Raw genomic sequence first — 22,109 nt, 5'->3', positions numbered from 1 at the left:
CTAAATAGGGGGAGGATTATTCAGCGAACGTGTCGTTGAACGGGTTGACCAGCGCGTCGGCGATCAGCTGCTGCTGTTCGCGGACGTGGTCAGCCATGTGACCGGCAGCCGGCGACGCCGAACGTGCGCGACCGGCGTAGTGCAGGTTCTGGCCATCGGCCAGGCAGAACTGCAGGTGGTGGCGGATCTGGTACCACGCACCCTGGTTCTGCGGTTCTTCCTGCGTCCACACCACGTCGGTGGCCTTGCCGTACTTCTTCAGCTCGGCAGCCAGCAGCGCACGCGGGAACGGATACAGCTGCTCCACGCGGATGATCGCCACGTCGTCCTGGCCACGCTTGGTCTGGTCTTCCAGCAGGTCGTAGTAGACCTTGCCCGAGCACAGCACCACGCGCTTGACCTTCTTGGCGTCCGCACTGGCGTCGCCGATCAGGTGCTGGAACTCGCCGTTGGCCAGTTCGTCCAGGGTCGACACGGCCAGCTTGTGGCGCAGCAGCGACTTCGGCGACATCACCACCAGCGGCTTGCGGGTGGTCAGGTGCAGCTGGCGGCGCAGCATGTGGAAGGCCTGTGCCGGGGTGGACGGAACCACCACCAGCATGTTCTCCAGTGCACACAGCTGCAGGAAGCGCTCCAGGCGCGCCGAGCTGTGCTCCGGGCCTTGCCCTTCATAGCCATGCGGCAGCAGCAGGGTCAGGCCGGAAATGCGGCCCCACTTGGCTTCACCGGCGGCGATGAACTGGTCGATCACCACCTGGGCGCCGTTGGCGAAGTCGCCGAACTGGCCCTCCCAGATGCACAGCGTGTTCGGATCGGTGGTGGAGAAGCCGTACTCGTAGGCCATCACCGCTTCTTCGCTCAGCAGCGAATCGATGACGGTGGCCTTCTCCGGCGAATCCACCAGCTGCCGCAGCGGCATGTAGTAGTTGTCGGTCTTCTGGTCGTGCAGGATCGCGTGGCGGTGGGTGAACGTACCGCGACCGACGTCCTGGCCGACCAGGCGCAGTGCGTGGCCTTCGTCGAGCAGGGTGGCGTAGGCCAGGTTCTCGGCAAAGCCCCAGTCGCCCGGGATCTCGCCGGCGGCCATCTTGCGGCGGTCGTCATAGACCTTGGCCACGCGCGAGTGCAGCTGCACGTCTTCGGGAATGGTGTTGATCAGCTTGGCCAGTTCGACCAGCTTGTTCTTCTCGACCTTGGTCGAGACCGGGTCGGACAGCTTGCCTTCCAGCAGCTTCGGCCAATCGACGAACAGCGGGCTGGTCGGCGGGGTCTTCTCGACCTTGGCCAGCTCGGTGGTCACTTCACCGGCATCGAGCTTCTCGCGGTAGGCATCGACCATCGCCTTGCCGGCACCGGCAGCGATCACGCCTGCCTTTTCCAGCTGCTCGGCGTACATCTCGCGGGTGGTCGGGTGCTTGCGGATCACCTGGTACATCAGCGGCTGGGTGATCGCCGGCTCGTCGGCCTCGTTGTGGCCCCAACGGCGGTAGCACATCAGGTCGATGACCACGTCCTTGGCGAACTTCTGGCGGAACTCGAAGGCCAGCTGCGCGGCGAACACCACCGCTTCCGGATCATCGCCGTTCACGTGCAGCACCGGGGCGGCGATCATCTTCGCCACGTCGGTGGCGTAGCGCGTGGAGCGCGTGTCCAGCGGGTTGGAGGTGGTGAAGCCGACCTGGTTGTTGACCACGATGTGCACGGTGCCGCCGACGGCGAAGCCGCGGGCCTGCGACATCTGGAACAGCTCCATGACCACGCCCTGGCCCGAGAAGGCCGCATCGCCGTGGATCAGGATCGGCATGACCTGCTTGCGTGCGGTGTCCTTGCGGCGCTCCTGGCGCGAACGCACGGAACCGGCCACGACCGGGTCGGCGATTTCCAGGTGCGACGGGTTGAACGCCAGCGCCAGGTGCACCGGGCCGCCGTCGGTAGCCACGTCGGCCGAGAAGCCCATGTGGTACTTCACGTCGCCGGCAGAAGCGTGCTCGTCGTGCTCGAACTTGCCTTCGAACTCGTCGAACAGCTTGCGCGGGTTCTTGCCGAGGGTGTTGACCAGCACGTTCAGGCGGCCGCGGTGGGCCATGCCGATCACCACGTCCTTGACGCCATCCTTGCCGGCGCTGCGGATGATGGTGTCCATCATCGGGATCAGCGAGTCGCCGCCTTCCAGCGAGAAGCGCTTCTGGCCGACGTACTTGGTGTGCAGGTAGCGCTCCAGGCCTTCGGCCGCGGTCAGGCGCTCCAGGGTGCGGCGCTGGGTGTCAGCGTCCAGCTGGTAGTTGCCACCGGCTGCTTCCAGCTTCTTGTAGATCCACTGGCGCTGCTCGACCTCGGAGATGTGCATGAACTCCGCACCGATCGAGCCGGTGTAGGTCGCCTTCAGGCGTGCCAGCAGGTCGCGCAGCTTCATGCGCGGCTGGCCACCGACGCCGCCGGTGCTGAACTCGCTGTTGAGGTCGGCATCGGACAGGCTGTGGAACGGCAGGCCCAGGTCCGGGGTGTTGACCGGCGCGGCCAGGCCCAGCGGATCGAGGCGGGCGTCCAGGTGGCCGCGAGAGCGGTAGGCGGTGATCAGACGACCGACATTGCGTTCACGCTCGTCGCCCGCACCGTTGCCGGTGCCGGCCTTCAGCGCTTCCTTGGCCGCGTCCGCAATGTGGGAGATGACGGCCGAGTGCGGAATGTCGCCTGCTTCGCGGCCCTTGAAGCCGTCGAAGTAGGTCTTCCATTTGGGATCGACACTGTCCGGGGAGACCAGGTACTGCTCGTACAGGTCCTCGACATAGGAGGCGTTGCCGCCGGCGAGCTGCGAAGATTGCGCAAACTGCTTCAGTTGATTGTCCACGATGGAGGGTGTTGATTCGCTTTGTGGGGTATGGCTTCAGAAGGACCCGGCAGGAAGATGAATAGCCCTGCGCGGGCGCGTTCAAACAGCCAAATTGTACCCCCATCCGGACAGGAAGGGGCACCAGAACGGGCATCCCGGGTCCCCCGGTGCCGCTTCCAGACAGGTTGAGTGGGCGGTACCCCGCTCAGATGCCGAGCGCACGCAGTTCGCTGCAATCGCGCGAACGGTCCCAGACCCGCTGCAATTGCTGCTCGAACGGCTGCGAACGTGCAGGCAGCGCGACGCCTGCCTCGCCGTCGAGGCGATGACCGATCAGACGAAAGTAGAAGTCGCCGGCGTCGTTGAGCAGGCAGGCCGAGGCCAGCGCACGGTCGACCGGGTCGGTGACCTCGCGGAACTGGATCACACTGGGCAGGCGCTGGGCCAAGGCCAGCAGCGGCGCCCCGGCAGACGCGATGGCGGCGGCGTCGTGCACGATCACCCGCAGCTGCTTGTCGTGGCGGGCGGTGACGAAGCGGCGCAGGGCGGCCTGTACCGACGGCGCGTCGAGCAGTCCCGGGTCCAGCTGACGGCTGTGCAGCCACACTTGGCGGCGGGCGCGGTGGACGATGGCCGTGGTGATGGCCACCGCCTGCTCGCGACTGTCGATGGCACTGGCCGCGCCCAACCGGCGGCGCATCTGCTGGTGGCCGATGCCGGCCTCCTCGAATACCTCGCCTTCCGGCAGGAAGCCCTGGCGGGCATAGAAATCGCGGGCGGGCAGCTGGGCGTGCAGGTGCAGCTCGGCCAGGCCGAGCCTGCGCCCGGCCTCGACCAGTGCCTCCAGCAGGGCCTCACCGACCCCGTGGCTGCGATGGCTGGCCAGCACCGCCATGCGGCCGATGCGGCCGTCCGGGGCCAGCCGGCCGGTGCCGACCGGCTGGTTGTCACTGTCCAGCGCCAGCACATGGACGCTGACCGGGTCCAGCGCATCGCGTTCCAGTTCCGCGGCGATGCCCTGTTCCTGCACGAACACGCGTTGGCGCACGTCGTGAATGGCAACGTGGGCGTCGGCGTGGCTGACCTGCTGGACCCGGATCATGGTGAGGGCTCAGGCCCGGCCCGTGCTGTCGTCTTCGTCGTCGTCCTCGAAGTTGACGATGACCTCGATACCGTCGTCGTGCACGGTCACGGAGTGGACATCGTCGGACACCGCGTCGGCGTCGATCGCGTCGACGCGGTCACGGCCTTCGACCACTTCGCCGAGGACCACGGCGTCTTCGCCGTCGTCCTCGTCTTCAGCGTCATACATTTCGCTGGGATCGATCAGCTGGAACACGCCGCCGACCAGCAGCAGCTGGAGCACGGCCCGGCCCTTGTCGGACAGGCCGCGATAGGCGGCGGCGTCGAGCTGCTCGGCGCCGGCCAGGCGCTGGGCGTCCTTCACCGGCAGCGCGAAGTCCTGGCCGCTGACGTACAGGCTGGCGCCGCGCTTGGCCCGGCGCCAGGCCAGGCGTGCCCACGGGTGGCGCTGCAGCAGCAGGCCGGAGGCCAGTGCCTGGACCACTTCCTCCGGAGCCGGCGCGGCCTGGTGGGCCATCACTTCGCCGGCGGCGCGGTAGGTGGTGATGAAGCGACCGAACCAGTCACCCAGCTTGTCCGGGTCGTTCATGCGGATGGCGTTGAGCGCGGTGATCACCCGCGCCATCGCCACCGTGTCGATTTCGTTCGGGTCGGCTGGCACCTTGAGGTCGGCATCCTGGTAACGGATGTTCTCGTCGGCATCGGCGATCAGGGTGTCGAGGTAGTCGCTGATCAGTTCGGCCGAGGACGGTGCGCGCATGCCGAAGGAGAACGTCAGGCAGGGATCCTCGGCGACGCCGTGGTGCGGCACGTTCGGCGGCAGGTACAGCATGTCGCCCGGCGCCAGCACCCAGTCGTGGGTCGGCTTGAATACCTTCAGCAGCTTCAGTTCCACGTCCGGGCGGAAGCCCAGCGGTGGCTGCTTGCCCTTGATCGATTCGCTGGCGTCGATCTGCCAGCGGCGGTGGCCGTGGGCCTGCAGCAGGAACACGTCGTACTGGTCGACATGGGCGCCGACCGAGCCGCCGGTGGCGGCGAAGCTGATCATCACGTCATCCATGCGCCAACGCGGCAGGAAGCTGAAGTGCTCGATCAGGGCGCGCACGTCCGGATCCCACTTGTCCACGTCCTGCACCAGCAGGGTCCAGTCGTGGTCGGGCAGGGCGGGGAACACGTCTTCCTGGAACGGGCCGGTGCGCACGCGCCAGCCGTCCCGGGTCTTGTCGTGCTCGATCAGGCGCGCCAGCACGCCTTCCTCGCAGGCCAGCCCGGCCAGGTCTTCCGGCTGCACCGGGGTCTGGAAGTTGGGGAAGGCGTTGCGGATCAGCAGCGGGCGCTTCTGCCAGAAGTCGCGCAGGAAGGTGGCCGGCGCCATGCCCAGCGGCTGGCCGGGGCGGGCGGTGACTTCGATGAGGGGGGCGGAGGACTTGCGGGCGGCCATGGGGGAATCCTTGCAGCGGAAAGCGGGAGGGGCGGCGCAGCGGGCCGCCTGAGATCTCCATTGTCCGCCGTTCGTGGGGATTGCGCACGTGCGCGGGTTTGTCGCGGGGTGTCCGGCCAACGGCGGAGCCCCTCGTGGCGGGGTGGGTTCACAAGCAAAAGCCGCGCTTGGCCGGGCGGGTGGGCTGCGCGGGGGACGCTGCAAGTACGTCCCTGTAAGCTTGGCCGCCGCATCCATGCGGCGGACACCCCCGCGCAGCCCACCCGCCCGGCCCCTGACAGTTTCCTGCGCGGCCCGCCACGGAATGGAAGAAGAAAAGCAAAAGCAACAGCGGGTCGCGCGCTGCGCTTGCTCGTGCCAAAACAAAAGAGGGGCGCGGCGAAGCCGCGTCCCTCTTTCAAATTCCGTCCCGACAACCCAATGCTCTTCGATCCGTCACCGGGAATCTGTCAGAGGTGGGGCGGGTTGGGTTCGCGGGGGTGTCCGCGGCATGGATGCCGCGGCCAAGCCCCCAGGGACGGGTTCACGGCGTCCCCCGCGAACCCAACCCGCCCCGCCAAGCGAGGCGATAACCCAGAGCCGCTCTTGACGTTGATGTTGCCGTTGCCTGCCGCAGGCAGCGCCCGCGGCCGCCGCCGCAAGGATCCCCTTAAATCTTCTTCGCCAGCGACTCGGCCAGGCCGGTGTAGCTGCCCGGGGTCATCTCCAGCAGGCGCTGCTTCGCATCCGCCGGCAGCTCCAGCCCCTGCACGAACGCACGCATCGACTCGGCCGTGATGCCCTGGCCGCGGGTCAGCGCCTTCAGCTGCTCATACGGGTTCGGCAGGCCGTGGCGGCGCATCACCGTCTGCACGGCCTCGGCCAGCACTTCCCAGGCCGCGTCCAGATCGGCATCCAGGCGCTGCGGGTTCACTTCCAGCTTGCCCAGGCCCTTGGCCAGCGAATCCAGCGCCACCTGGCTGTGGCCGAACGCGGTGCCCAGTGCGCGCAGCACGGTGGAATCGGTCAGGTCACGCTGCCAGCGGCTGATCGGCAGCTTCGCGCTGAAGTGCTCGAACAGCGCGTTGGCGATACCGAAGTTGCCTTCCGCATTCTCGAAATCGATCGGATTGACCTTGTGCGGCATCGTCGACGAGCCGACTTCGCCTTCCTTCAGGCGCTGCTTGAAGTAGCCCAGCGAGATGTAGCCCCAGATGTCGCGGGCCAGGTCGATCAGGATGATGTTGGCGCGGCGCGCGGCATCGCCGATCTCGGCAACATTGTCGTGCGGCTCGATCTGCGTGGTGTACGGGTTGAACACCAGGCCCAGGCCGGTCACGAAGCGCTCGGCGAAGGCCGGCCAGTCCACGTCCGGGTAGCTGGCGATGTGGGCGTTGTAGTTGCCGACCGCGCCGTTGATCTTGCCGGTCAGCTCGACCGCGGCGATCTGCCTGCGCTGGCGCTCCAGGCGCGCGACCACGTTGGCCAGCTCCTTGCCCAGCGTGGTCGGCGAGGCGGTCTGGCCATGGGTGCGCGACAGCATCGGCTGGCCGGCCTGGGCGTGGGCGAGGTTGCGCAGCGTGGTGGCGATGCCGTCCAGGGTCGGCAGCAGCACCTCGCGGCGGGCCTGTTCCAGCATCAGGCCGTAGCTGAGGTTGTTGATGTCTTCGCTGGTGCAGGCGAAATGCACGAATTCCAGCGCCGGAGCCAGCTCGGCGTCGTCCTTCAGCTGTTCCTTGATGAAGTACTCCACCGCCTTGACGTCATGGTTGGTGGTGCGCTCGATCTCCTTCACGCGCGCGGCCTGGGCCGGGCTGAAGCGGGCGGCCAACCCGCGCAGGCGGGCGACGGCGGCGTCGGAGAACGGCGCCAGTTCGACGATGCCCGGTTCGGCGGCCAGCGCCAGCAGCCATTCCACCTCGACCACGATGCGGGCCTTGATCAGACCGTATTCGGAGAAGATCGGGCGCAGGGCGTCGACCTTGCCGGCGTAGCGGCCATCGAGCGGGGACAGGGCGAGCAGGGCGGAATCGGACATGTCGGCAGGGCTGGGACGAGCGGCGGGGGCCATATTCTACGACGTGCCGGTCAGCGAGTGCCGGCCGCGGGCCGGCAACCACGCCCGGCCCTCGATTCCATGGATTGCCGGCCAGCGGCCGGCACTACCCTTGCGCGCGCAGAACGGCCGTGCAGGTGGAACGATCTGGCCCGCCCTCGTCATCCCATGCTGCGGTCAAGGGAGTATTGTGGCCGCAGCCGCCAGCCCGGGAAGCGACACCCTGCCAGCCGCCGCTTCCCTTTCCCCAACTGAAGTAGTGCGGAGTTGATGCAATGAGCAAAGCTGCAAGCAAGGGTTTCAGAATCGAACACGACAGCATGGGCGAGCTGCAGGTGCCTGCCGATGCCCTGTGGGGCGCGCAGACCCAGCGTGCCGTGCAGAACTTCCCGGTGTCGGGCCAGCGCATGCCGCGCGGTTTCATCCGCGCGCTGGGCCTGGTCAAGGGCGCGGCCGCCGGCGTCAACGCGGAGCTGGGCCACCTGCCGAAGACCGTGGCCAAGGCCATCCAGACCGCTGCCGCCGAAGTGGCCGCCGGCAACTGGGACGCGCAGTTCCCGATCGATGTCTACCAGACGGGTTCGGGCACGTCGTCGAACATGAATGCCAACGAGGTCATCGCCACCCTGGCCAACCGTGCCGGCAAGGCGGGCAAGACCACCGTGCATCCCAATGACCACGTCAACCAGGGGCAGAGCTCCAACGACGTGATTCCGACTGCGCTGCGGGTGTCGGCGGTGCTGGCGACGCACGAGCAGCTGCTGCCGGCGCTGGTGCACCTGCGCAAGACCCTGGACAAGAAGGGCCGCAGCCTGCGCAAGGTGGTCAAGACCGGCCGTACCCACCTGATGGACGCGATGCCGCTCACCTTCGAGCAGGAATTCGGTGCGTGGTCGGCGCAGCTGGCCTCGGCGCAGGAGCGCATCGAAGACAGCCTCAAGCGCGTGCGCCGGTTGCCGCTGGGCGGCACCGCCATCGGTACCGGCATCAACGCCGACCCGCGCTTCGGCGCGCAGGTGGCCAAGGCGCTGAAGCAGCAGACCGGTTTCAAGTTCGACAGCGCCGAGAATAAGTTCGAAGGCCTGGCCGCGCAGGACGATGCGGTGGAACTGTCCGGCCAGCTCAATGCGCTGGCCGTGGCACTGATCAAGATCGCCAATGACCTGCGCTGGATGAATGCCGGTCCGCTGGCCGGGCTGGGCGAGATCGAACTGCCGGCACTGCAGCCGGGCAGCTCGATCATGCCGGGCAAGGTCAACCCGGTCATTCCGGAAGCCACGGTGATGGCCTGCGCGCAGGTGATCGGCCACCACACCGCGATCACCGTGGCCGGGCAGACCGGCAACTTCCAGCTCAACGTCACCCTGCCGTTGATCGCGGTGAACCTGCTCGATGGCATCGGCCTGCTGGCCAATGTGTCCAGGCTGCTGGCCGACAGCGCGATCGCAGGTCTGAAGGTGCGCGAGGACCGCGTGGCCGAGGCGCTGGCGCGCAACCCGATCCTGGTCACCGCGCTGAACCCGATCATCGGCTACGAGAAGGCAGCGGCGATTGCCAAGCGTGCCTACAAGGAACAGCGCCCGGTGCTGGACGTGGCGCTGGAAGACAGCGGGCTTGACGAGGCCGAGCTGCGTCGCCTGCTGGACCCGACTGCGCTGACTGCTGGTGGCATCCAGGCTGGCGGTGGTGGCGCCGGGGGGTGATCTGCCGGTTGCAGAGTCGAGCCACGCTCGACGGTTGTTCCGGAGTCGGGCATGGTTCGACTCTACGGAAACGAAGAACGCCGCCCTCGGGCGGCGTTTTTCGTCAGCGACGGTCGGCGACGATGTTGCCGAAGGTGTCGGTGTAATCCTTGAACTCGGGGATGCGCTGGATCAGGTCGGCCGGGATCACCTCCATGCCCTCCGGCGGCTGGATCTTCACCGGCTGCATGTTCGGATCGGCCGGTGCGGCCACCAGCGTGTTCTGGCGCAGCACCTGCAGCTTGCCGAACATCGTCTGCAGCATCTGCTTCTGCCCGTCGTCCAGTGGAATCTGGATCTCGTCCACCTTCATCGTGCCGTCGCCGAGGATGATGATGTTCGGTGCCGGCGGGCGGCGCACGGTCACCATGCCTCCGCTGACGGAAATCTTGGGCTTGCCGCGCTCGGCGCGGTGATTGCGGTAATCCTTGTCGCAGCCGACCAGGCCCAGGCAGAGCAGGGCGGCCAGCAGCAGGAACAACTTCTTCATGGCGTTCGGTTCGGGGGCATCCGGGGGCCCCATTGTAAGCCCGCCGACAGTGCCCGACCGGCAACGGAAGGCCGCAGCCGGTCGGGTGCGTCGATTTGTCTCAGTTGGAGAACGTGACCGAGTTGTCCTTGCCGCAGTCGTCCACGTCGCTCTGGTCCATCGTCGCGTACGGCTTGAATGCCGGCAGCTCGCGCGCCAGTGCCTGCTGGCTGGCCAGCATCGCCGGCAGGCGATCGCAGATGCGCTTGGCCTGGGCCTCGATCTTGGCGGCTTCGGCGTTGATGCGCTTCTCCACCCCTTCGCTGTCGCCGCTGAAGATGCCCTTCAGCGCTTCACCGGCGGCGTTGGCGCCGAGTTTGGCGCCGGCCAGCCCGACATCCATGCCCGCCATCGCAACGGCGACCACGTGACCGCGGTACTCCTGCAGGTGGCGGCGCTGGACGTCGTTGGCGGCGACCTCCTTGCCGGCTATCAGCAGGCGGCCATCCGGCGTGATCTCCGCACGCGGCTGCTTGTCGGCCGAGATCTTGATGTTGCCCTGGGCGATGTCCTTGCGGGCATCGTCCATGGCTTCCTTGACGGTCTGGCCGACGCCGCTGGTGGCTTCGGCGACGCTCTTGCCGACGCTCCTGTCGGGGGCGGAGGACGTGCCACCACAGGCGATCAGCGGCAGGCACAGCAGGGTGGCGGGCAGCAGGCGCAACAGGTTCATGATGTTCCCCTGGACGTGTGTGGAAGAGGATTACTTGCTGCGCGGCAGGGTGACCCGGCCGCTGACGTTGCGGTGTTCGATATCGCCGCTGCCGCTGTGATCGACGGTCAGGCTGCCGCGTACGCCGTCCACCTGGATGTCGCCCGAGCCGTGGCTGCGCACATGCACGTTGCCGCCGATATCGGCCAGATCGATGCCACCGGAGCCGACCACGCCGACTTCGACGCTGCCCTGCACGCGCTTGAACTCGATGTCGCCGGAGCCGACCGTATCCAGGCGTGCGTTGCCACGCACATCGGTGATCTTCAGGTCACCCGAACCAACAGTGCCGGTGATGGCATCGCCGCCGATGTTGCGGGCATTGACGTCGCCGGAACCCAGCGACAGCAGATTCAGCGAACTGCCGCCATCGATGTTGAGGTCGCCGGAACCCACTGCAGCGTGGATGCTGCCACGGGTACCGCGGGCCACCGCGTCACCGGAGCCGACGTCCACGCTGAGCGACTGTGCGTTTTCCACGCTGGCGTCACCCGAGCCGACCTTGAACTGCAGCGGCAGGTTGTCCGGCACGCTGCCACGGATATCCAGCCAGGCGTAGCTGTTGCCCAGGCTGATGCCGCTTTGGCGGCCGTCGCGGCGCAGGCTCACCACCAGCTTGTCGCCCACCTTGCGCTGGTCCAGTACCAGCTGGTCCAGCCATTCCTGGCTGGACGCGCAGGCGCGGCCGTCCAGCTGGCCGCCGCCAGCGCTGGCGACCACCTTCAGGTCGTGCTGGTTGACCTCGAACACCACCGTCTTGGCACCGGCCACGTCCAGCTTCAGCGCGCGGGCGGCAGTGAACTTGCAGTTCGGAGCATCGGCGGCCAGCGCCGACAGCGGCAACAGCAACAACGCAGAACAGGCGAGCAAAGAACGCATGGGTGGTGCCTCCGGGAGGATGGAATCAGATCTCGCCGGCGCGCTTGCGCAGGCGGATGGCGAGGAAGATGAACAGTGCCCCGACGGCCGCACCGATCCACAGCTCCGGCATCGCCAGCGACTTCAGCTGCGAGGCGGGGGACATCAGGCTGACCACCGAATCCAGGTCGCGGCGCGAACCTTCACCTGCGCCGAGGCGGTACAGCAGGTCCATGCCGGGCACGCCGCCCAGCAGCAGGCGGCCGACGATGTTCTGCCAGAACCAGCCGGTGGTCAGGCCGATCAGCGGCATGATCTTGGTGGTGCTGACGATGACGCCGGCAAACAGTGGCAGCATCACCGCCCACAGGAACGGCTTGCTCTTGGCCCAGGCCGAGCACAGCAGCAGCCACCCTGCAGTGGGCAGGGCCCAAAGCGCGTAGACCGGAATCCAGCTCAGGTGGCCAGCGGCCAGGGTCAACGGGCTGGCGGGCCCCCAGATCAGCGCCATCGGGCTGCCACCGTGCATCAGCGCGACGATGCTGATGATCAGCATGAAGCCGAACATGGTGATGATGCCGGCAATCACCGCGATCAGCGGTGCCACGACCAGTGCGCTGATGACCTTGGACAGCACGGTCTGGGTATCCGACAGCGGCAACGACTTCCAGAACAGGATGCTGCGGTCGCGGCGGTCGTCGTACAGGGCGCCGAGGCAATAGAAGAACACCACGAAGGCCAGCACCAGGAACGGCCATGCCGAGCTGAGCACCAGGGTCAGGTCAAGGCCGTTACCGAGGTCGGCAAGGTCCTTGCCGTCGATGTTGCGGGTGAGCAGCGCCAGGTCCAGGCCATTGACGTTCACGCTCTCGCCATCGACATGCAGCGCACCGTTGCGCGCCGCGCGGTTCAGCGCGAACAGGCCGAAGGCGATGCCGACGGTGCTCATCACCAGCGAGATCAGGCCGGCGATCAGCGGGGCATACAGGAAACCGCCGCGGTTTTCCCAGTACTCGCGCTTGAGCAGCCAGCGCAGCGTGCCGAGGGGGCTGACGGGATGGTTGACGGCATTCATGCGTAGGTCCCCTTCATGACGGCGACGAACAGGTCGGCCAGGCCCGGGCTGCGGGTCTCGCCAAGGGTGGAAAGCTGGGCGCGCGGTACGCCGTCGAACAGCATTACGGTCTTGCCGAACGCCAGGCTGCGTTCGTCGATCGGCTTCAGGGCGCGTGCGGTCTCCAGCTGGTCGGCGTTGACCAGCAGTTCGGTGTAACGCTGGCCGACCTCGTCCATTTCCGCATCGAGCACGATGCGGCCATCACGGATGAACATGACGTCGCTGAGGATGTGCTCGATCTCTTCCACCTGGTGGGTGGTGACGATGATGGTCTTCTGCTCGTCGAAGTAGTCTTCCAGCAGGCGCTGGTAGAACTCCTTGCGGTACAGGATGTCCAGGCCCAGGGTGGGCTCGTCCAGCACCAGGATGCGGGCATCGATGGCCATCACCAGTGCCAGGTGCAGCTGCACGATCATGCCCTTGGACAGCTCGCGCACGCGCTGCTTCGGCTGCAGCTTGGTGTTGGCCAGGAAGCGCTCGCAGCGTGCGCGGTCGAAGCGCGGATGCACGCCGGCGACGAAATCGATGGCTTCGCGCACCTTCAGCCAGCGCGGCAGCACGGCGACGTCGGCGATGAAGCAGATGTCGTTCATCAGTTCGTCGCGGTGCAGCCGCGGGTCGCGCCCGAGCACGCTCAACTCACCTTCCACCGAGGTGAGGCCAAGAATGGCCTTCAGCGCGGTGGTCTTGCCGGCGCCATTGGGACCGATCAGGCCGACGATGCGCCCGCTCGGAATGCTGAAGCTGGCACTGTCGAGGGCAACGGTGGACTTGTAGGCCTTGCGCAGGCCGCGGGCGGTGATGACCGGTTCGCTTGCGGTGCTATTCATCAGACTTTCCCCTGGGGCAGCAATTCGTCGAGGCTCAGGCCCAGGCGCTGGATGCGCTCCAGCACGGCCGGCCATTCTTCATTGAGGAAGCGCTCGCGCTCGCTGCTGCGCAGCTGCGTGGCGGCCTGCTCGGTCATGAACATGCCCAGCCCGCGGCGCTTTTCGACCAGGCCTTCGTCGGCCAGTTCCTGATAAGCGCGCGAAACGGTGATGGGGTTCAGTTGGTAATCGGCGGCCACCTGGCGCACCGAAGGCAGGGCATCGCCCGGCTTGAGGATTCCGTCGAGCATCATGGCGATCACGCGCTCCTTCAACTGACGGTAGATGGGAGCGCCGTCGCTCCACTGGATGTCGCTCATATTCAGCTCCGTGGGGTCAGCGGCTGGGCGAACGAGAAATACGGCATGGACAGGGAGCTGTGCAGCCGACGCGGGGGAGGGGGGGAGGAATCGGCGTTCCCGGCCGGTGTAGCGATTGCATCCTGCGCACTGTCGGGCGAGGCGGGGGCGGTGGGCGTGGCCAGCCAGGCCAGCACGATCAGGGTCGAAACAGCAGCGGCCGCGGGTGCGGTGAGGTTGCGACGGATCCGGGCGTTCATGGCTTCCCCCTGTCTCAGGTGACTGGTGTTGTATGCAACTATAACACCGGCACGCCTACGTGCAACCCCTTGCCGTCCCCAACTGATGGCAGGGGTGGTCAAATCGCTGAAATATTCGTTTATCCGATTGATTCGGAAGGGGAATCAGGTTCTGGCGCGGACCGACCCAGGCCCGCCTTCCATTCAGTGTTGTCCATGCTATGTCATTACTGCGCCGTTGCTGGCGGGTCGTGCAGGAAAGCGCCACGCCGCGCAAAGCCACAGGCGCCCCTTGCAACAAGGGGGAAGGGGGCCCGGTGCTATAGTTCGGCCGACTCCGGCCGCTACCGGCCGGCCCTGTGAATGGCCACCGCGGACTGCTCTCGATGCCCTTGCCGACCGTTATGCCGCGCCGCCTGCGCGGCCTGTCCCTGCTGACCCTGCTGGTAGCCGGCCTGGCCGGTTCCACCCAGGTGCTGGCGGCCGATCTTCTCGACCTCGACTACCGCCCGCTGGCCAGCAAGCAGCAGGTCAACCTGCAGCAGCGCTACCACGGGCAGGTGCTGCTGGTGGTCAATACCGCAAGCAAGTGCGGCTATACCCCTCAGTACGAAGGCCTGGAGGCGCTGCAGAAGCGCTATGCCGGCCGAGGTTTTGCCGTGCTCGGCTTCCCGTCCAACGATTTCAAGGGCCAGGAGCCCGGTGACGAGAAGCAGATCCAGGATTTCTGCACGCTCACCTACGGGGTCAAGTTCCCGATGTTCGAGAAGGTGCACGTGGTCGGTGCGGAGGCGACGCCGCTCTATCAACGGTTGACCGCGGCCACCGGCGTGGCACCGGGCTGGAATTTCCACAAGTACCTGGTCGGCCGCGATGGCAAGGTCATCGCCCAGTTCGCCAGCAAGGTGACGCCGGATGATCCGCAGCTGACTGCGGCCATCGACAAGGCGCTGGCCGCAGCGGCCGCACATTGATATCCGGCACGGATGCCTCGACATCGACGGCATGCGTGCGACAATGCTTCTTTTCGCGCCGACGTCGGCGCCCAGACACTTCCAGGAATGCAGCGAATGAAGATGGGAATGCGCGGCGCCGCGGCGTCGGTTCTGATTCTGGCGATGGGCACTTCAGGTGTCGCTCTGTCGCAACAATCGGCTGCCCCCGCAGCCGCCAAGGAGACCGCAACCTTGAATTCCCCCAAGCAGAAGCTCGGCTACGCCATCGGCCTGGACGTGGCCAAGTCGTTCACCCCGATCGCCGATGAGATCGACGTGGCCGCGCTGCGCACCGCCGTGGAGCGTTCGTTCGAAGGCCTGCAGCCGCAGATCACCCAGGAACAGGCCAAGGCCACCGACGCGGCCCTGCGCCAGGTCGTGATGGCCCGCAGCGGCCAGCAGGTGCCGGGCATGGCGCCGGGTTCGCAGCCGCCGAAGGTCGACCGCGTCAAGGTGTCGCAGATGATCGGTTCCTACTCTGTGGGCCCGTCGCTGGCGCAGCTGAAGGACGACATCGATGTTGCCTCGCTGTTTGACGCGATCAGCACCGGCCTGACCAAGGGCCAGCCGAAGATGACGGAAGCTGACGCGACCGCCACCATCCAGGCCTTCATGGGCAGCAAGCAGGCTGAAATGCAGGCCAAGGCTGCCGCTGCTGCGCAGACCAACCGCGAAGAAGGCAATGCCTTCCTGGCCAGGAACAAGACCCAGCCGGGCGTCGTGACGACGGCCTCGGGCCTGCAGTACCAGGTCATCCGCCCGGGTAGCGGCGAGCGCCCGCTGCCGAGCAGCAAGGTGCGCGTGAACTATGAAGGCAAGCTGCTCAACGGCACCGTGTTCGACAGCTCCTATGGTCGTCAGCCGGCCGAGTTCGGCCTGGACCAGGTGATCAAGGGCTGGACCGAGGGCGTTGCGCTGATGCCGGTCGGTTCGAAGTACCGCTTCTGGATCCCGGGCAATCTGGCTTATGGCGAGAACGGCACGCCGGGTGGCCCGATCGGCCCGAACGCGACTCTGACGTTCGACGTCGAGCTGCTGGGCGTCCTGCCGTAAGCCACCACGGAGCCTGCACGGACATGCGCGTTGCGATTTTCGGTACCGGTTATGTAGGTCTGGTGACCGGTACCTGCCTGGCCGATGTCGGTCATCAGGTGGTCTGCGTCGATATCGACCAGGCCAAGGTGGATGGCCTCAACCAGGGCATCATCCCGATCTATGAGCCCGGCCTGGAGCCGATGGTGAAGGCCAACCACGCCGCGTCGCGGCTGGCATTCACCACCGATGCCGCGTCCGCGATCGCGCATGGCCAGGTGGTGTTCATTGCCGTCGGTACCCCGCCGGACGAGGACGGCAGCGCTGACCTGCAGTACGTACTGGCCGTGGCCCGTACCATTGGCCGGCACATGAGCGTGCCGACCGTGGTGGTCAACAAGTCGACGGTGCCGGTGGGCACCGCCGACAAGGTGCGTGCGGCCATTGCTGAAGAACTTGCCGCGCGTGGCGCGGACATCACCTTTGACGTGGTGTCCAACCCGGAATTCCTGAAGGAAGGCGACGCGGTTGCCGACTGCATGCGCCCGGACCGCATCATCATCGGTGCGACCAGCGAGGAGTCGGTGGCGGTGATGCGTCGTCTGTATGCGCCGTTCAACCGCAACCACGACCGCGTGGTGGAAATGGACGTGCGCTCGGCCGAGCTGACCAAGTACGCGGCGAACGCGATGCTGGCGACCAAGATTTCGTTCATGAACGAAATCGCAAACATCGCCGAGCGCGTCGGTGCCGACGTCGAGCAGGTCCGCCAGGGCATCGGCTCGGACCCGCGCATCGGCTGGCACTTCATCTACCCGGGCGCCGGCTACGGTGGCTCCTGCTTCCCCAAGGACGTGCAGGCGCTGGCCCGCACCGCCCAGCAGCATGGTCTTGAGCCGAAGCTGCTGAACGCGGTGGAAGCGGTCAACGATGCGCAGAAGGGCCACCTGTTCGCCCTCATCCAGCGTCATTACGACAAGGGCGAGGACGAAGGCGTGCGTGGCAGGACCTTTGCCGTGTGGGGCCTGGCCTTCAAGCCGAATACCGACGACATGCGTGAAGCCTCCAGCCGTCGCCTGCTGGCGCAGCTGTGGGAAGGCGGTGCCACGGTGCGTGCCTATGATCCGGAAGCGATGCATGAATCGCAGCGCATCTTCGGCGAGCGCGATGACCTGGTGTTCTGCAGCAGTGCTGATGAGGCCCTCGAAGGGGCCGACGCGCTGGTGGTGGTCACCGAGTGGAAGCAGTTCCGCAGCCCCGACTTCCAGAAGCTGCGCGAGCAGCTGAAGGACGCGGCGGTGTTCGATGGGCGCAATCTGTACGATCCGGCCGAAGTGGAAGCTGCCGGCCTGGCGTACTACGGCATTGGCCGGGGGCGTTCGCTGCATGTCTGACCTGCTGCCGACCGAACGCGAGCAGGCGCTGGAAGCGCGCCTGGTCGAACTGGAAATGCGCGTGTCCTTCCAGGAACAGGCGCTTGCCGAATTGAGCGATGCGCTGGCCGATGCCCGCATGCAGGGCATGCGCAACGCCGACGTGCTGCGTGTGCTGCTGGAGGACCTGGGCAAGGTCCGCAACGCACTGAATTCTTCCGATCCGGCGAGCGAACCGCCGCCGCCGCACTACTGATCCGAATCCTATGAGCGATACCCTCCGCGACCAGCTGATGGGCCTGGGCTTCAAGCCCGCGCCCAAGCCCGAGCGCAAGAATGATGGCCCCCGCCGTGATGGCCGCCCGCAGGGCAAGGGTGGCAACGGCAATGGAAAGCCGCAGGGCGCTGGCAAGGGCGAGCACAAGCCCGGTGAGCGTCGCGGGCATGGCCACGGTGGCCCGGGCAGGCCCGCCCAGTCGCGTGGCCCGGGCCAGCAGGGTCCGCGCAAGCCGCGCAGCGCCGAAGAGATGGATCTGGCCAAGGCCTATGCCATCCGTGCGCAGCGCGAGAAGGAAGAGCGCATCGAGACCGAGCGCCTGAAGCAGGAAGAGGCACGCGTGCGTCGCGAGGCGAAGGCCAAGCTGGAAGAACTGCTGAAGGACAAGGGCCTGAACTCCGAGGCGGCTGATATCGCTCGCCACTTCCCGTATGGCGGCAAGATCAAGCGCATCTACGTGACCGCCGAACAGCTGACCGCGCTCAATGCCGGTGAGCTGGGCGTGGTCCAGCTCAATGGCCGTTACCTGCTGGTGACCGCCGAAGTGCTGGCACAGTCCGAAGCGGTGTTTGCCGCATCGGTGGCACTGAAGGTCGACCCGAACGCGCCGGCCGAGGAAGATCCCTACTCAGACCCGCAGTACCAGGTACCGGACGACCTGGTCTGGTAACTGCACCTGCTGCACGATGAAAACGCCGGGCATTGCCCGGCGTTTTCGTTACCGGACGCGCGCAGTGCTGTGGCGTGCACGGATCAACGGCAGGCTCAGCGCGAAGAAGCACAGCAGTGCGCCGACCAGAGCGAATCCGCTACCTGCGAGGAAGGCCGTGCGTCCCTCGTCGATCTTCCACAGTTGGCCGGCGATGAGCGCGCCCAGCACGCCGCCGACACCGGACGAGAAACCGTACAGCAGGCCCTGGCCATGGCCATTGAGGCGACCGGGGAAATAGGTCGCCAGCATCTGCATCGCCGCGGCGAAGAACGCGGCAAAGCCCAGCGCGTGCGCGGTCTGCGCCAGCAGCATCACCGGCAGGTTTTCCGGGAACAGCGCGGTCACGGCCCAGCGCAGGCAGGAGCTGACCAGGGCGATCAGCAGCATCCAGCTGGCGTCATAGCGGCGGAAGAAGCGGCCGATGGTGAAGAACACGCCCACTTCGAACACCACGCCGATGGTCCAGAGCAGGCCGAGCGTCGATGTGCGATAGCCCTGGTGGTCCATGTAGACCGAGAAGAAGGTGTAGTACGGGCCGAACGAGAGCTGCTCCATGAAAGCGGCCAGGAAGAACGCCAGCACCGGCGGGCGGCGCACGATCTGCCAGAAGCCGCTGGCATCGCCGCCGGTCCTGCCGATGTCGCGTGCGTAGTGGTTGCTGAAGGCCGAGGCGACCAGCAGGGCGAACAGCGGCAGCATCATCCAGGGCAGCAGCCCGGCGCGGCCGGCGGTGCCGTCACCTTCGATCAGCCAGCCGAACAGGGTGACGATGGCGATGAAGCCAAGCGAACCCCAGACCCGGATCAGGCCGTAGCGATGGCTGTCGCTGCCGAGATGGGTGAGGGTGATCGACTCGAACTGCGGCATCACCGCGTTGTAGAAGAAGCAGAACACGATCATCGCCGGATACATCCACGGCTGCGGCAGAGGCAGCAGGAATGCGGCGAAGCTGATCAGGGTCAGCACGCAGCCGATGCGCAACAGTCGGATCGGCCGCGGTGAGGTGGCTGCCAGCGAGGTCCAGGCACTGGGTGCAACCACGCGTGTGGCATACCACAGCCCCATCATCACGCTGATGGCGGTCACGCTCATGCCGCGCGCGGTCAAAAACAGGCTCCAGTACGGAGTGAACGCGCCCAGCGCCGCGTAATAGAACAGGTAAAAGCTGGAAAGACGGGCAACGGGAACGGTCATCGCGGAATGATGAAGCAAAAAGGGGACGGAGGGGATTAAGTCGTTTGTGCATAAGCGACTTGATCCCCTCCGTCCCCTTTTTGTGTCATTCGGGGTCGTAGTCGAGGTTGGAGGCCAGCCAGCGCTCGGCCTGGGCGCGCTCCACGCCCTTGCGCCGGGCGTAGTCGGTGACCTGCTCGCGGCTGAGGCGCCCGACCACGAAATACTGGCTTTGCGGATGACTGAAGTAGTAGCCCGACACTGCGGCGGTCGGAAGCATCGCAAAGCTCTCGGTCAGTTCCATGCCGGCGTTGGCCTCGGCCCGCAGCAGATCGAACAGGCGCCGCTTCTCGCTGTGCTCGGGGCACGCCGGATAGCCGGGGGCGGGGCGGATGCCACGGTACTGCTCATCGATCAGGGCGTCGTTGTCCAGCGTCTCGGCCTGGTCATAACCCCAGAATTCCGTGCGTACGCGCTGATGCAGGCGCTCGGCCAGGGCTTCGGCGAAGCGGTCGGCCAGGGCCTTCAGCAGGATCGCGTTGTAGTCGTCATGCTCGGCTTCGAAGCGCGCCACGTGGGCATCGATGCCGATGCCGGCGGTGACCGCGAACGCGCCGATCCAGTCCTGCCTGCCGCTGTCGGTCGGGGCGATGAAATCGGCCAGGCAGAAATCCGGGCGCTCGGCCGGCTTGTCCACCTGCTGGCGCAGGAAGTGCAGGGTGGTCTCGCCCTGTGGGTGCTGCACGCGCACGTCGTCGCCGACGCTGTTGGCCGGCCACAGGCCGAACACGGCCTTGGCGGTCAGCCACTTCCCGCCGACGATGCGGTCGAGCATCGCGCGGGCATCGCGGTACAGCTCGCTGGCCTGGCTGCCGACGATCTCGTCGGTGAGGATCGCCGGGAACTTGCCGGCAAGCTCCCAGGCCTGGAAGAACGGCGTCCAGTCGATGTACTCGACCAGCTCGGCCAGCGGATAGTCATCGAAGACGTGCAGGCCCGGCTGCTTCGGTGCGGGCGGCGTGTAGTTCCCCCAGTCGCCCTGGAACTTCTGCCCGCGTGCATGTTCCAGCGACACCAGGCGCTTGGCATCGCCACGATTGCGGTGCCGTGCCCGGATCTCGGCATAGTCGGCCTCGTTGGCGGCAACGAAGGCTTCGCGCAGGTCGCGCGAGATCAGCGACTGGGCCACGCCGACCGCGCGCGAGGCGTCCTTCACCCACACCGTAGGCGCTTTGTAGTGCGGGTCGATCTTCAACGCGGTGTGCGCGCGCGAGGTGGTGGCGCCGCCGATCAGCAGCGGCAGATTGAAACCCTGGCGCTCCATCTCGCGGGCGACGTGGCTCATCTCCTCCAGCGAGGGGGTGATCAGACCGGACAGGCCGATCAGGTCGGCGTTGTGCTCGCGCGCAGCATCGAGGATCTTCTGCGCCGGCACCATCACGCCAAGGTCGACCACCTCGAAGTTGTTGCAGGCCAGGACCACGCCGACGATGTTCTTGCCGATGTCATGCACATCACCCTTCACCGTGGCCATGATGATCTTGCCGTTGCTCTTGGCAGTGTCGCCGCTGCGCGCCTTCTCCGCCTCGATGTACGGCAGCAGGTAGGCCACGGCCTTCTTCATCACGCGTGCGGATTTCACCACCTGCGGCAGGAACATCTTGCCGGCGCCGAACAGGTCACCGACGATGTTCATGCCGTCCATCAGCGGGCCTTCGATCACGTCCAGCGGGCGGCTGGAGGCCTGTCGGGCCAGTTCGGTGTCTTCTTCCACGAAGGCATCCAGGCCGTGCACCAGTGCATGCGCCAGGCGCTGCGCCACCGGCTTGTCGCGCCAGGCCAGGTCTTCGGTCTTCGCCGCACCCTTCCTGCCCTTGTAGCGCTCGGCGATCTCCAGCAGGCGCTCGGTGGCATCGCTGCGGCGGTTGAGGATCACATCCTCCACGCGCTCACGCAGCTCCGGCTCCAGCTCATCGTAGATCGGCATGGCACCGGCATTGACGATGCCCATGTCCATGCCGGCGGCGATGGCGTGGTACAGGAACACCGAATGGATGGCCTGGCGCACCGTTTCGTTGCCGCGGAACGAGAACGAGACATTGGAGACGCCGCCGGACACATGGCAGTGCGGCAGCGTCTGCTTGATGATGCGGGTGGCTTCGATGAAGTCCACCGCATAGTTGTCATGTTCTTCGATGCCAGTGGCGACGGCGAAGATGTTCGGGTCGAAGATGATGTCCTGCGGCGGGAAGCCGATCTCGTCGACCAGGATGCGGTAGGCGCGGGTACAGATCTCGACCTTGCGCGCACACGTATCGGCCTGCCCGCTTTCATCGAAGGCCATGACCACCGCGGCGGCGCCATAGCGCAGGACCTTGCGCGCGTGTTCGCGGAAAAGCGCCTCGCCTTCCTTCAGCGAGATCGAGTTGACCACGCTCTTGCCCTGCAGGCACTTCAGGCCGGCCTCGATCACGCTCCACTTGGAGGAGTCGACCATCACCGGGATGCGGGCGATGTCCGGCTCGGACATGATCAGGTTGAGGTAGCGGGTCATCGCCGCTTCCGAATCGATCAGGCCCTCGTCCATGTTGACGTCGAGGATCTGCGCGCCGCTTGCCACCTGCTGGCGGGCCACGTCCACCGCTTCTTCGTAGCGGCCTTCCTTGATCAGCTTGCGGAACTGCGCGCTGCCGGTCACGTTGGTGCGTTCGCCGACGTTGATGAACAGCAGGTCCGGGGTGATGACCAGGGGTTCCAGGCCGGACAGGCGGGTAGGGCGGACAGGCGTCATGG

Annotated in this window: 19 protein-coding genes; 6 read left to right on the top strand and 13 right to left on the bottom strand. The window is 66.4% G+C overall.

Features of this window, described 5'->3' with window-relative positions:
* Nucleotides 1–16 precede the first annotated feature (16 nt).
* The 4 genes from AC5P68_RS05330 to purB form a co-directional block, all read right to left on the bottom strand.
* A complete protein-coding gene (locus AC5P68_RS05330; protein WP_005410271.1) occupies nucleotides 17–2,848 on the bottom strand; it encodes a 2-oxoglutarate dehydrogenase E1 component in 2,832 nt (943 codons plus the stop codon).
* A gap of 187 nt (nucleotides 2,849–3,035) precedes the next feature.
* The gene (locus AC5P68_RS05325; protein ID WP_288418781.1) at nucleotides 3,036–3,932 is read right to left on the bottom strand and encodes a GNAT family N-acetyltransferase; all 897 of its coding nucleotides are present in this window, start codon (nucleotides 3,930–3,932) and stop codon (nucleotides 3,036–3,038) included.
* A 9-nt stretch (nucleotides 3,933–3,941) separates the two neighbouring features.
* Nucleotides 3,942–5,354, bottom strand: a complete 1,413-nt coding sequence (locus AC5P68_RS05320) for a ribosomal protein uL16 3-hydroxylase (protein ID WP_049402254.1) — start codon at nucleotides 5,352–5,354, stop codon at nucleotides 3,942–3,944.
* A 649-nt stretch (nucleotides 5,355–6,003) separates the two neighbouring features.
* Nucleotides 6,004–7,371 carry an adenylosuccinate lyase gene (gene purB / locus AC5P68_RS05315; RefSeq protein WP_164133632.1) on the bottom strand — a complete coding sequence of 456 codons (1,368 nt, stop codon included), beginning with the start codon at nucleotides 7,369–7,371 and terminating at the stop codon, nucleotides 6,004–6,006.
* A gap of 293 nt (nucleotides 7,372–7,664) precedes the next feature.
* Between purB and AC5P68_RS05310 the strand changes: the two genes are divergently transcribed.
* Nucleotides 7,665–9,092, top strand: a complete 1,428-nt coding sequence (locus AC5P68_RS05310; RefSeq protein ID WP_049403131.1) for a class II fumarate hydratase — start codon at nucleotides 7,665–7,667, stop codon at nucleotides 9,090–9,092.
* A 103-nt stretch (nucleotides 9,093–9,195) separates the two neighbouring features.
* On the opposite strand, the gene AC5P68_RS05305 is transcribed toward AC5P68_RS05310, so the two are convergent.
* From AC5P68_RS05305 to AC5P68_RS05275, 7 genes are all read right to left on the bottom strand, one after another.
* Nucleotides 9,196–9,621: a hypothetical protein gene (locus AC5P68_RS05305; protein WP_288419469.1), complete on the bottom strand. Its 426-nt coding sequence runs from the start codon at nucleotides 9,619–9,621 to the stop codon at nucleotides 9,196–9,198.
* Between the two features lie 100 nt (nucleotides 9,622–9,721).
* Nucleotides 9,722–10,333 carry a YggN family protein gene (locus AC5P68_RS05300; RefSeq protein ID WP_049431360.1) on the bottom strand — a complete coding sequence of 204 codons (612 nt, stop codon included), beginning with the start codon at nucleotides 10,331–10,333 and terminating at the stop codon, nucleotides 9,722–9,724.
* A 30-nt stretch (nucleotides 10,334–10,363) separates the two neighbouring features.
* Entirely contained in the window at nucleotides 10,364–11,251 is an 888-nt protein-coding gene (locus AC5P68_RS05295; protein ID WP_005410264.1) for a GIN domain-containing protein, read from the bottom strand.
* Nucleotides 11,252–11,276: 25 nt separating this feature from the next.
* Nucleotides 11,277–12,305, bottom strand: coding sequence for an ABC-2 transporter permease (locus tag AC5P68_RS05290; protein WP_049403129.1), 1,029 nt, complete (start codon nucleotides 12,303–12,305; stop codon nucleotides 11,277–11,279).
* Complete coding sequence (locus AC5P68_RS05285; RefSeq protein WP_005410262.1) at nucleotides 12,302–13,177, bottom strand: ABC transporter ATP-binding protein; 876 nt, start codon at nucleotides 13,175–13,177, stop codon at nucleotides 12,302–12,304. Before AC5P68_RS05285 ends, AC5P68_RS05290 begins: the two co-directional genes overlap by 4 nt.
* Nucleotides 13,177–13,536: a GntR family transcriptional regulator gene (locus tag AC5P68_RS05280; RefSeq protein WP_005410261.1), complete on the bottom strand. Its 360-nt coding sequence runs from the start codon at nucleotides 13,534–13,536 to the stop codon at nucleotides 13,177–13,179. The genes AC5P68_RS05285 and AC5P68_RS05280 overlap by 1 nt, the downstream gene beginning before the upstream one ends.
* A gap of 2 nt (nucleotides 13,537–13,538) precedes the next feature.
* Nucleotides 13,539–13,775 (bottom strand): hypothetical protein, encoded by a 237-nt coding sequence (locus AC5P68_RS05275; RefSeq protein WP_005410260.1) that lies wholly within the window; start codon nucleotides 13,773–13,775, stop codon nucleotides 13,539–13,541.
* Nucleotides 13,776–14,140: 365 nt separating this feature from the next.
* Here AC5P68_RS05275 and AC5P68_RS05270 point away from each other — a divergent pair, with 365 nt between their 5' ends.
* The 5 genes from AC5P68_RS05270 to AC5P68_RS05250 all read left to right on the top strand — a co-directional run bounded on the left by AC5P68_RS05270 (nucleotide 14,141) and on the right by AC5P68_RS05250 (nucleotide 18,101).
* Entirely contained in the window at nucleotides 14,141–14,728 is a 588-nt protein-coding gene (locus tag AC5P68_RS05270) for a glutathione peroxidase (protein ID WP_005410259.1), read from the top strand.
* A 96-nt stretch (nucleotides 14,729–14,824) separates the two neighbouring features.
* Nucleotides 14,825–15,802, top strand: coding sequence for an FKBP-type peptidyl-prolyl cis-trans isomerase (locus AC5P68_RS05265; protein WP_005410258.1), 978 nt, complete (start codon nucleotides 14,825–14,827; stop codon nucleotides 15,800–15,802).
* 23 nt (nucleotides 15,803–15,825) lie between these two features.
* Entirely contained in the window at nucleotides 15,826–17,175 is a 1,350-nt protein-coding gene (locus AC5P68_RS05260; protein ID WP_005410257.1) for a UDP-glucose dehydrogenase family protein, read from the top strand.
* Entirely contained in the window at nucleotides 17,168–17,410 is a 243-nt protein-coding gene (locus tag AC5P68_RS05255) for a SlyX family protein (protein WP_005410256.1), read from the top strand. Before AC5P68_RS05260 ends, AC5P68_RS05255 begins: the two co-directional genes overlap by 8 nt.
* 10 nt (nucleotides 17,411–17,420) lie before the next feature.
* The gene (locus AC5P68_RS05250) at nucleotides 17,421–18,101 is read left to right on the top strand and encodes a DUF2058 domain-containing protein (protein WP_049403128.1); all 681 of its coding nucleotides are present in this window, start codon (nucleotides 17,421–17,423) and stop codon (nucleotides 18,099–18,101) included.
* A gap of 48 nt (nucleotides 18,102–18,149) precedes the next feature.
* On the opposite strand, the gene AC5P68_RS05245 is transcribed toward AC5P68_RS05250, so the two are convergent.
* Complete coding sequence (locus tag AC5P68_RS05245; protein WP_111108341.1) at nucleotides 18,150–19,337, bottom strand: MFS transporter; 1,188 nt, start codon at nucleotides 19,335–19,337, stop codon at nucleotides 18,150–18,152.
* Between the two features lie 85 nt (nucleotides 19,338–19,422).
* On the bottom strand, nucleotides 19,423–22,107 hold the full coding sequence (gene metH, locus AC5P68_RS05240; protein WP_111108340.1) for a methionine synthase: 2,685 nt from the start codon (nucleotides 22,105–22,107) through the stop codon (nucleotides 19,423–19,425).
* Nucleotides 22,108–22,109 lie beyond the last annotated feature (2 nt).

The organism is Stenotrophomonas sp. YJH_SMC_58 (assembly GCF_059369635.1).
This window is presented reverse-complemented; position numbering and strand designations above follow the sequence as displayed.